Annotated in this window: 13 protein-coding genes; 12 read left to right on the forward strand and 1 reads right to left on the reverse strand. The window is 69.3% G+C overall.

What is annotated here, in order from left to right:
- The 9 genes from ACHFGS_RS12460 to ACHFGS_RS12500 form a co-directional block, all read left to right on the forward strand.
- The coding region (locus ACHFGS_RS12460) for a hypothetical protein (protein ID WP_394289501.1) at positions 1-391 on the forward strand (391 nt) is incomplete at its 5' end.
- A complete protein-coding gene (locus tag ACHFGS_RS12465) occupies positions 391-777 on the forward strand; it encodes a hypothetical protein (protein ID WP_394289502.1) in 387 nt (128 codons plus the stop codon). The genes ACHFGS_RS12460 and ACHFGS_RS12465, both read left to right, overlap by 1 nt.
- Positions 777-1,202 (forward strand): DUF6093 family protein, encoded by a 426-nt coding sequence (locus ACHFGS_RS12470; RefSeq protein WP_394289503.1) that lies wholly within the window; start codon positions 777-779, stop codon positions 1,200-1,202. The genes ACHFGS_RS12465 and ACHFGS_RS12470 overlap by 1 nt, the downstream gene beginning before the upstream one ends.
- A gap of 9 nt (positions 1,203-1,211) precedes the next feature.
- A complete protein-coding gene (locus ACHFGS_RS12475) occupies positions 1,212-1,601 on the forward strand; it encodes a hypothetical protein (protein WP_394289504.1) in 390 nt (129 codons plus the stop codon).
- Positions 1,598-2,005, forward strand: coding sequence for a hypothetical protein (locus ACHFGS_RS12480; RefSeq protein ID WP_394289505.1), 408 nt, complete (start codon positions 1,598-1,600; stop codon positions 2,003-2,005). The genes ACHFGS_RS12475 and ACHFGS_RS12480 overlap by 4 nt, the downstream gene beginning before the upstream one ends.
- A gap of 10 nt (positions 2,006-2,015) precedes the next feature.
- Positions 2,016-2,249: a hypothetical protein gene (locus ACHFGS_RS12485; protein ID WP_394289506.1), complete on the forward strand. Its 234-nt coding sequence runs from the start codon at positions 2,016-2,018 to the stop codon at positions 2,247-2,249.
- A 3-nt stretch (positions 2,250-2,252) separates the two neighbouring features.
- Entirely contained in the window at positions 2,253-2,795 is a 543-nt protein-coding gene (locus tag ACHFGS_RS12490) for a hypothetical protein (RefSeq protein ID WP_394289507.1), read from the forward strand.
- 86 nt (positions 2,796-2,881) lie between these two features.
- A complete protein-coding gene (locus tag ACHFGS_RS12495) occupies positions 2,882-3,556 on the forward strand; it encodes a hypothetical protein (protein WP_394289508.1) in 675 nt (224 codons plus the stop codon).
- 2 nt (positions 3,557-3,558) lie between these two features.
- A complete protein-coding gene (locus ACHFGS_RS12500; protein WP_394289509.1) occupies positions 3,559-3,885 on the forward strand; it encodes a hypothetical protein in 327 nt (108 codons plus the stop codon).
- Here the strand turns inward: ACHFGS_RS12500 and ACHFGS_RS12505 are convergent.
- A complete protein-coding gene (locus ACHFGS_RS12505; protein ID WP_394289510.1) occupies positions 3,882-4,184 on the reverse strand; it encodes a DUF2510 domain-containing protein in 303 nt (100 codons plus the stop codon). The genes ACHFGS_RS12500 and ACHFGS_RS12505 overlap by 4 nt on opposite strands.
- A 95-nt stretch (positions 4,185-4,279) precedes the next feature.
- Between ACHFGS_RS12505 and ACHFGS_RS12510 the strand changes: the two genes are divergently transcribed.
- From ACHFGS_RS12510 to ACHFGS_RS12520, 3 genes are all read left to right on the forward strand, one after another.
- Positions 4,280-7,459 carry a hypothetical protein gene (locus ACHFGS_RS12510; RefSeq protein WP_394289511.1) on the forward strand — a complete coding sequence of 1,060 codons (3,180 nt, stop codon included), beginning with the start codon at positions 4,280-4,282 and terminating at the stop codon, positions 7,457-7,459.
- A complete protein-coding gene (locus ACHFGS_RS12515) occupies positions 7,456-9,240 on the forward strand; it encodes a hypothetical protein (protein WP_394289512.1) in 1,785 nt (594 codons plus the stop codon). The genes ACHFGS_RS12510 and ACHFGS_RS12515 overlap by 4 nt, the downstream gene beginning before the upstream one ends.
- 230 nt (positions 9,241-9,470) lie before the next feature.
- A complete protein-coding gene (locus ACHFGS_RS12520; RefSeq protein ID WP_394289513.1) occupies positions 9,471-10,313 on the forward strand; it encodes a hypothetical protein in 843 nt (280 codons plus the stop codon).
- Positions 10,314-10,369 lie beyond the last annotated feature (56 nt).

Genomic DNA, 10,369 nt, shown 5'->3' on the forward strand with positions numbered 1-10,369 from the left:
CACCACCTTCAACCCGCTGATCGCCGCCATCTTCAACGCCGACGCGATCACGGCCGACGTGTGGGAGGGCGAGACCACCTCGTCCGCCCCCACGGCGGGCGTCGACGCGGAGGAGTTCGAGAAGGCCGCGGCGGCTCTCAAGGAGGCCCACGCCACCATCGAACAGCTCCGTGCCCGCGTGGCCGAGCTCGAGGCTGCCGCCGACGGCGACGTCAACGGTGACGACGCCGACGTCAAGGGCCCGTACGACGACCTCGACGTCGACGCGCTCAAGGCCGAGATCGACAAGCGCAACGAGGACCGTGACAAGGAGTCGCGGATCGACAAGCGCGGTGGCCAGGACAAGCTCGTCGCTGCCCTGGTCGCTGACGACGAGGCCCAGGAGAGCTGATGGACAACCCTGCCGGCCACGCCGACCTTGAAGCGCTCGGGTACGACGGTGGCAAGACCGCCGCTGTGCAGGAGCGCTGGCTCGGCGTGGCTTGGCGGGCGTTGCAGCATGAGCCCGGCGTCCCGGACATCCCGGCCGCGATCGAAGCTGGCACCCTCGACGTCGACGTCGTCATCGACATCATCTGCGCTGCTGCGCTGCGGGCGCTGAACAACCTCGACGGCAACGTCTCCGAGGACGTCGCGATCGACGACTACCGCGAGTCCTGGCGCAAGGCCGAGTCCACCGTCTCCAACGACATCTACTTCACGGCCGCCGAGAAGCGCCGCCTCACCCCGGCATGGGACTACGGTGGCGGGTACATCGGTTCGATCAAGTACTGCTGATGGACACCGCTGGTCTGCCGACCCGGCTCAAAGCCCGCCTCCAGCGGGGGCGTGCGATGGCTGAGGCACGCATGGGTGCCGTCAACGGTGGCTCCAGCGCGGTCGTCAAGCGCTTCGCCGGCTTTGAGCCGCCCGATGAGAAGGGCCACGAGGCTGAGTCGTGGGTGGTCATCCACTCCGGCCCCATGCGCCTTGCTGGCGTCCGCGGCGGCGCCTCCCCGTCGCGCACCGAGACCCCTCCCGGCGGCGAGGTGCAGGTGGCGCAGCGCATCGCCCACTTCCCCGCCGGCACCGAGACCTTCGAGGACGGCGACGTCATCGAGATCGTCGCCGGCGAGTCGGCCGGCAGTGCATGGCGGGTCATCGAGGCCGCCCGCGCTGACCAGCAGACGGCCTACCGCGTGCCGGTCACGGCTCACCCCTGAGGAGGCGTCATGCAGATCCGCGTCATCGGCGGCGTGGGCGACCTCGCCCGCGACTTACGCCAGATCGCTACGCAGGCGCCCAGCGACATCCACAGAGTGGTACGCCACGGAGTTCGCGTCGGCAATGCGCTCGCCAAGAGCAATGCACGCTCAACGGCAGGCGCCCACGGCAGGCACTACCACAAGGCGTTCTCGGCCGAGATGAAGGTCAATGGCCTCGGCGGCCTGCACGCCGGCGAGTACGGACCCGACTCATCCAAGCCCCAGGGCGGGATGTCGTTCGAGGGCGGGTCCCGCAACCAGCCGCCCCACAACGACTTGGCGAAGTCCGCCGACATCGTTGGCCCTGCGCTGTACGGCGAGGCCAAGCGCCTTCTCGATCGGTGGTTCTGGATGTGAGCGACGAGGCTGCCCAGTTCGCGGCGATCAAGGCCCTGCTGCCAGATCTCCCCATCTACGACTACGGCCGGGTCCCCGGCATGAAGAACGCCGCAGGGACGACCAACCCTGGCGCCACGCCTGACGTGTACGGCCTGTTGTCCATTGAGCGGCGCTACATCCCGCAGGAGGGTACGCGCATCGGCCGCACGCAGCGTCTCGGCTACCGCGTCGCACTGCGCATTGTCGCCCGCTCTGCCTCGGAGTGCCGCGTCGCCGCCAAGCGATCGTCCGACACCATCGACGGCACGTCGCTGTCCCTGGTGGGCCGGAAGTCAACCCCCCTGCACCACGAAACCAGCACGCCGCCGGAGATCGACGACGGCTGGTATTCCGCGCTGCACCAGTGGACCTACGCCCTCTAGGAGGCAACCGATGTCCCTCGTTCGTGTCCGCACCAACGGCCTGGAGTTCAACGTGGGCGCCGCCCACGCCGAAGCCAACGGGCTGGAGGTGCTCGACGAGTCCCCTCGCTTCCGCGACGGCTCCCTGCGCCCGGTGACCCGGCTCAAGGGGCGCAAGCGGAAGCCCCGCGTTTCGGTCGCCGAGGCGGCCGAGAAGAAGGCCGAGAAGACGGCCGCCAACCCCACCACCGACTCCAAGGAGTAACCAATGGCTGTCGAGCTTCCTCCCACCACGACCGCGCTGGCCAACCAGCTGATCGTGTTCCTAACCACCCCGCCGGCTGCGTCGAGCGGCATCCCGACCGTCGCCGAGGTCAACGCTGGGCTGGCTGCCCAGTGCTTCATCTACGGCAACTTCAACGTGACCCCGACCCAGAACACGGGTGAGGGTCCGCGAAAGAACTGCCGACCCAACGCGCCCACGAACCTCGGCATCGTCACCTACCCGGCGACGGAGCTTCAGTACAGCTATATGCCGCAGGAGCTCGGCGCCCCCGGCGCGGACGGCAACGAGCTCTACGAGGCGCTCGAGCCCGGCGCGGTCATCACCGCCGTCGTGCTCGACGGCATCTCGGGCGAGACCGAGTCCGTCGCCGCGGGCGACGTGGCCGACGTCTACGAGATGAAGGCCGGCGTGCGCCGCAAGGGCCAGACCGGAGACGGCGAGTTCGACGAGAAGTCCGTCACGCAGGCCCTCGTGGTCGTCGGTGGCGGCCCGGTCGTCGAGGACCACCCGCTCGCTGCCGCCTGAGCCACCTGACCGGGTGGGCGTCGCGTAGGGCTGACGCGGCGTCCACCCTCCAGCCCACCTCAGCCCACAGCCCACAGGAGAACCCCATGCCTTCGCTCGATGAACTCGACGCCACCCCCGCCCAGGTCCCGACTCGCGACGTGGAGGTCTGCCTCGACGGTCAACTGGTGGTCAGGATGGCCGAGTTGACCGAGGAGATCGACGCCCTCGCCTCCGCCGCCGCCGCGCGACCCCGCAAGGGTGGCGCCCCGATCGACTCCCGCCTCCGTGAGGCCCGCGCCGAACTGGAGCAGGTGTCCGCGAAGGCGGGCGAGCAGACCGGCGCCCTGACGCTGCGCAAGGCCATCCCGCAGGGCGACTGGATGACCTTCGTCGACGAGCACCCCCCGCGCCCCGAGAAGACCACGGGCCGCGACCGGGACGACCGCTGGGCACATGGCTTGGTCAATGTCGACGCCCTGATCGCCCGGATTGCCGACTTTGCACACGCGTGGGACGGGCAGGAGTTCAAGCCCGGCCAGTTCGAGCGTGCCCTCCTTCCCCGCCTCGTGGGCGGCGACATCGGCGAAGCGGCCAAGGCGGTCGTGGAGCTGTACGAGGGGCGGCGGGATTTTCACGTCGCGCGGACGATCTCGGACGTGTACCTAACCGCGTCATCCGCCTTCAGCTCGCCCGAGACCTCGGAATCGCCCCGCGAGTCCTCAACGGCTGGACGCCCCGCACCGTCCAGCGAGGCTACGACCAAGAAGGCCAGCGAGTAGCAATGGCCGATGCGTGGGAGATCGTCACCGAGGCGGAGTCCCCGTGGAATGACCACCAGCGCGAGTTGATGCTCCAGCTGGTGGACTATGAGGCCGGCATCTGTGCGTGCGGCTTCCACCAGTCAATCGCCGACGACGAGGCCAACCTGTTCCGCATAGAGAAGCGGAAGTGCCCGGTGTGCGCTGAGCACGACCGCTGGGACCGGATTCAGGCCGAGGCTGACGAGAGCGAGCGGGCAAAGTTCGGCAAGGAGCCTCCTGCCGACAGGCAGGACCCGGCCGACGGCCGGCACGTCGGCGTCAGGCTCGTGGGCCGCGTCGAGGACTAGCGGCAGGCGTCGTGCAGTTCCCAGGTTGCGCGGTCGCCGGCGGCCACCTCGACCCGCTGCAACGCGCAGTCCGCGGCCGAGGGCGTGGTCAGCCAGTTGAACATCAGCACGACGAGCAGCGCGGCCATGATCCCGCCGAACACGATCAGCACCCCCTTGCGCGACGACACCGAGGACTTCGCTGACCCGCTCGCGGGCGCCGTCTGCGCGGTCCAGTTCTCGCCGTCCCAGAACCGCATCGTGTTCTCGAGGTGCGGGTCCGGGTGCCAGCCGGGAGTCGTCGTCGCGGGCGCGTCCATATCAAGCAGGCTAGGGCCTCAGTCGCCGCCTGTCACTACTTCTCCGGCAAGGCGGTGAGACTGTGGGCGTTCGCCACGAAAAGGTCATCCTCTCAATGGAGGACCAAGTCTCGACGAAGGCGGCCAAGGCTGCCGCGTCGGTGATGCTGCTTGACAAGAGCCTCGACGGGCTCTCTGGTCGCGCCGTCGTCGCCGGTCGCGCGTCGGCGTCGCTGGGTCGTGACCTCGATGGCGTGCCCCGCTCGGCCTCCGCTGCCGACCGCTCCATCAACCAGCTCACGGGTCGCCTCGCGGTCTTCCGCGACCTGGCGCTGACCCTCGGCCCGGCGCTCAACCCGGTCGGCGGCGTGTTGAGCGCCGGCGTGGGTGGGCTCGCGAACCAGCTCTCCGTCGCGGCGCTCGCTGGCGGGTCCATGGTGGCCGCGTTCCAAGGCGTCGGCGACGCGCTCGAGGCCGTGAACACGGCCGCGCTGGAGCCGACCACCGACAACCTTGCTGAGGCCGAGGCAGCGATGGAGCGGCTGTCGCCGGCCGCCCGCGAGGCCGTACGGGCTCTGTCTGCACTCCGTCCGACCCTGACGGCCATCCGTGACGCTGGTGCCGAGGGGCTGTTTCCCGGGCTCACCGCGGCGCTCGACTCCCTTGAGGACCGCGCGCCCGACGTGGCACGCATCGTGCAGGCGCTCAACGAGACGACCGGCACACTGCTTGCCCAGGGCGCCGGCGCGCTCCAGTCGACCGAGTGGGACGACTTCTTCGACTTCCTCGCCACCGACGCGCGCGACACCCTTGAGGATCTCGGCCGCTCGGTCGGCTTCGTCGCGGCCGGGCTCGCTGACATGTGGATGGCGTTCGACCCCCTGAGCGACGACTTCTCGTCGTGGGCGCTGAATGCCTCGCGCGACTTCGCGGAGTGGGCCGACGCGCTCGGTGAGACGGAGGGCTTCTCCGAGTTCGTCGCTTACGTCCGCGAGACCGGCCCGCAGGTGGCGGACACCTTCTCAGCGATGGGCGACGCGCTCCTGCAGATCGTCCAGGCGACCGCTCCCCTCGGCGGCCCGGCGCTGGCTGCGCTGGAGGCCGTGTCCAAGGTCGTCGCGTCGATCGCCGACTCCGACCTCGGCACGCCCTTCTTTGTCGGCATGGCGGCGGTCGCTGCCTACAACCGGGTCTTGTCGATCACTGCTGGCCTGCAGGCTCGCGTGGGCGGCTCGCAGATGCTGTCCGGGCTCGCTGGACCCAAGGGCTTGTCTTCGGCGCGCGAGTCGCTGGCTGGCGTGCGCGCCGATGTCGAGGCATTGGGCGCCACGTGGGCCACGGCCGGCGCACGCACGAGCCGCGAGCAGGCCCGCATTGCCGCGTCGACCAAGTCGCTCAAGTCAAACCTCGCGGGCGTCGCCAAGGGCGCAGCCCCCGCAGCCGCGGGCATCGCCGGGCTGACCCTCGCGTCGACTGGCGCCGCAGACGGCCTGGGCCTGACCAACACGGTCTCTTTGGCGCTGATGGGCACCCTCGCTGGGCCGTGGGGCGCTGCGGTCGGTGCGAGTGTCGGCGCCCTCATGGACATGGGCAAGGCGTCCGGAGACGCCTTCGACGCGCTCGACCGTCTCGGTGAGACCCTGCGCCGGATGCCGGTCAACGCCACTGCCGCCGACTTCGAGTTCCTCAACGCCCGGATGACCGAGGCGACCGAGAAGGTCGAGCGGCTCCAGGAGATGCGCGACAATCCGTTCTCGTCAGTCGGGAACTTCCTCGGATCGATCAAGAACGACATCGAGGACACATTCGGCGCCTCCGACATCGAGGAGGCCGAGCGCCAGCTTGCCGAGTACGAGAAGCAGGCCGCGTCGGCGAAGTGGGAGTCCGAGGGCCTGTCCGGCACGCTCGGCACCCTGGAGAGCCGCACCGCTGCTCTCGCTGCCACCACGCAGGCCGAGGCCGATGCGCTGCGCGAATCGGTCGACGCCATGCGGGAGAAGCGGTCCGAGGCGATCCGGGCGTTCAACGCGGAGACGAACTACCACGCCGCCCTCGATGACGCGACCCAGTCACTGAAGGACAACGGCCGCACCCTCGACATCACCACCGAGAAGGGCCGCGCGAACCGCACGGCACTCGCTGGGATCGCGGCGGCGTGGAACGACCTGTCCGATGCGGAGAAGAACGCGGCAGGCGGCTCACGGCAGGCGCGCAAGGCGTTCATCGACACCGCCGAGTCGATGGGCATGACCCGCGAAGAGGCCCGCAAGCTGGCCCGCCAGCTTTTCGAGATCCCCACCAAGCGGATGACCGATGTCGGGATCAAGGGCCAGGACAGCGTCATCGCGCAGGCCCGGGCGATCCGCGCTGAGCTCGACGCCGCCACCCGCGACCGGCACGTCAACGTCACCGTCTCCATGCCGGTGCTGCCGTCCGACCGGAAGATCCACGGCGGCGCGACCCGCAACGCCGACGGCGGCACCGTGCCCCGTACTGGCCTGCCGTACGCCGACCGCCACCACTACCTGCTGGCCGACGGCGAAGAGGTCATCTCGAACCGTTACGGGCAGGCTGACCGGTGGCGGCCCTTCCTGAAGGCCATCAACGCCAACCGACTCGCAGACGGCGGCACCGCTGGCGGGGACGGCCGATTCATGACGAACGGCCTCGAGTTGATGTCTCGCGGCAACTCGCCCACGCGGCAGTTCGAGAAGGCCATCGACCGTCTCACCGGCAAGCTCAACAAGGCGACCTCCTCCCTTGAGGACTGGCGCTCCAAGATGGAGGCAGCCGGGCAGGCGGCCACCGCTCAGTTCGCACCCGACCTCTTCGGTAACGGCGGCGCGTGGAGCAAGGGCTCGGGCCCCATTGGGGCGCTCCGAGACGCCACGGCCGGGATCAACCAGCGAGGCCAGCTCCTCGAGCAGTTGAAGAAGGCGGGCGTCAAGGGCGAGGCGCTGACAGCACTGATGGCCGGGTCGAACACCGACATCACCGCATTGCTCGCGTCGGGCGACGCCGGCCAGTACCAGAAGGCTTACGACGCGTACATGAAGGCGCAGACCCGGGTCGCGAATCAGGCCGGCCAGGTGGCGTACGGCGCGCAGGAGGCGGCGGCTGAGAAGCGGGTCGAGCGGCTGGAGAAGCAGCTCAAGGCTCTGCGCCGCGAGCAGCGCGAGGCGGCTCGAAGCCGAAAGCGCTGGGAGGACAAGAACGACGACATCGCCAAGGGCGTGTCGAAGCCCGCTGGCCGTGGTGCCGCGAACGGACGCAGGAAGGCGGCGACTCGACGATGATGAGCCATTCCCAGCACGCCCTCATCCTCGGTGGCACCCACGTCGACGGGATCGATGCGACGTGGCACCCCGACGGCTACCGGTTCGCGGTTGCGGCCGATGGCCTGGAGTTCGGGTCGGCCGAGGCGGTGGAGTCCGTGGTGCGGGCGTTCGCCGAGGACGGGTCCGTGGCGCGCATCGAGGGTCACGACAATGCCGAGACGACGTTCCGGCTGCTCATCGAAGGGCAGGACCACACGGCACTGAACCGCGGCGAGGCGGCGTTTCGTCGCCTGCTGCCCGACGGGTACGGCGGCACCACTGACCTGGTGGAGCGACCCCCGGACGGTCACGCGCCAGCGTCCGTGCGCACCATCCTCACGGGGTCGTTCGCGCAGGAGTACGACGACGAGGCGCTGCTGCGATGCGAACGCGTCTACACCGTCACGCTGACGCACCTGCCGTTCGTTCGGTCCGAGTTCGAGACCGTGGCGCCCGTGCTCCCCGCGCCCTCCCCGCAGACGGTCACCATCGACTCGTGCGAGTCGACCGCCGGTTGGGCCGCGTCGCCCGGCGCGGCGCCCGTCGCGGTGTCGACCTCTGGCGGCGCACTCCACTTCTCCGCGGAGGCCGCGTCGACCACCCCTGGCGGGTTCCGTGCGTGGAACATCACTCGCACCAGTGCGCCACTCGATCTAACGGGGACTCCGTTCATTGCCATTGAGGCGAAGTTCCCTGTCGCTTGGGGCGCCGCCACGCGGATGTTTCTGCGCGTGGCGGGCGCCTTCAAGGGCTCGGTCAGCCAGGAGGGTGTGTCGGACGGGTACACGCGGCTGACCTTCTATGCAGCTGACCTCGACGGCAGCGCCACCATGCGAATCCTTGCCGACCAGAACGACGCCGGAACGGGCGCGGGCACGTTGTCAATCCGCTCCATCGAGGCCGCGACCTCCCCGGAGAGCCGTCAGGGCGCACGAGTCATCGAGGTGGGCGGCACTGAACGGACACCCGGCTCGCTCCACATCGCCGCCCGCGACGGCGCCTCGCCCCTCGGTCTCGTCGTGGCCCACACGTCCCCGGACGCCGGAGTCGACCACAATCCCGACCTGGCGCGATGGGTGACCGATGGCCCTGGGTTCGTGCGGGATATCACGGCCCCCATGGGCGGCTACAGAGAGATGGAGGAGTCCGCCACCTCGGTCATTCGGTGCCGGGTGCCCGCCGCCTCGTTGCCCACGTCGACCTACCAGATCGCCCTACTGGTGCGACCGTACTTCGACGGCCGCGCTGGATTCGGCTGGATGGCTGGCACGAGCGCGCGACCCGACAGTGACGTCGCCACGTCCTACGACTCCGGCGAGGTGTGGGTGGACCTCGTCGAGGGCCGCGACGCCCTGGTGGCGGTCGGGACGACGACTCTTCCCACGGCCGTGACCGCCGCCGGCTCGACTGTCATCTCGATCAGCAAGCACTCCGGCGGCGTCGTCCGGGTTCGCGGAATGTGGCTCTTCCAGACCGGTCGTGACTGCGGACTCACGGCCGTGTCCACCGACGAGCCGAATCTGTGGATCGACACGGCGACCGCTTCGGAATCGGCCCTGATCCTCACCGGGGAAGCGGCGGACCAGTCGGACGCCTACGCGCCGTCCGGGACCGACGTGTTCGCCGCGACGCCGCACATCTTCCGCGCCGGCAAGGTCGCCGCCTACGTCGTGACCTCGGAAGTTGATCACCCGGCAAGCGAGTTCCGCCACCACCGACGCTGGCCCTACAACGCCGCCGACGACGGGACCGACCAGTGAGGGCCACCCTGAAGGTCGCCGGGCGCTGGGGTCATGAGATCGCGCCCCACAGTGAGCCGGAATGGGACTTCTCTGCCTCCGAGGGCTGCGGGACCGCCTCGTGGTCCTTTCTGCTGCCGCCTGACGCCCAGCCCGCGGGGGTCCGAAAGGGCGCGCGAGTGGAGTGCTTCCACGGCGCTCAGCGCGTCTTCCAGGGTCACATCGACACCATCGACCGCGAGGGGTGGGGCGTGACCGCCAAGGGGCTGTATGACGACGCCTACGGGCTGCCTGCGATGGACACCACCATGGAGATGACCGCCTCTGTCGCGGATGCCATGGAGGGCGCGTTCGGAGCCCCGTGGTTCTGGCTGGCGCGGAACTCGCGCGGCGTCGGGGGCAGTGAACCCGTCACTACCGATCTCTCGGAACCGCTGATGCTGTCCCGACTGCTCGAGATGTACGGCGAGGAGCACGGCCTGAGGGTCGGAATCGACGCCGACGGCGAGCTGTACGAGATAGAGGACCAGTACGTCGCACCGAAGTGGATCATCATCACCCAGAGCCAGGTGCTCTCGTCGTCGTCCACCGAGGCTTACAACATGTACATGGGCCGGTACCGCACCACCACCGGCAACGCCACCGCCTACACCCAGCCGCCTTGGGACGGAACGCGGATCAACTGCGGAATCGTCGACCTCACTCAGCGCGGAGTGATGACCAAGGCTCAGGCTGTCGACATGATGGAGCGACTGCTCAGCGCGGGCGGCGCCGGGCCGACGTGGACAGAGGCGCTCACCCTCACCGCTGACCAGATCCGCACCTTCGGGAATCAGCCCGCCCCCCTGCCAATGGTCAAGGGTGGCGACCGAGCTCGGATCATGAGCCTGTCCGCGGCGCAGCAAACTGAGCTCGGGGTGGTGTCGTTCGACGTGACCCTCGGAAGGGTGTCCCATCCGGCCGGAGGAACCCACATCATCGTCGAACCCGCAGGCGTGCTTCCTCAGACGCTGGAGGACGCGATGGAAGCCCTGTTGCAGGAGCGGCCTGGCGCGTCTCCCGTTGGCCCATCTTCGACGCCGGCCCCGGCATGACTAGGAGGCGCTAATGGACCCCTCCCTCATCCCCTGGCCCCAGGTGGGCGTCAGTT

The organism is Microbacterium sp., assembly GCF_043427715.1.
Taxonomy (GTDB): domain Bacteria; phylum Actinomycetota; class Actinomycetes; order Actinomycetales; family Microbacteriaceae; genus Microbacterium.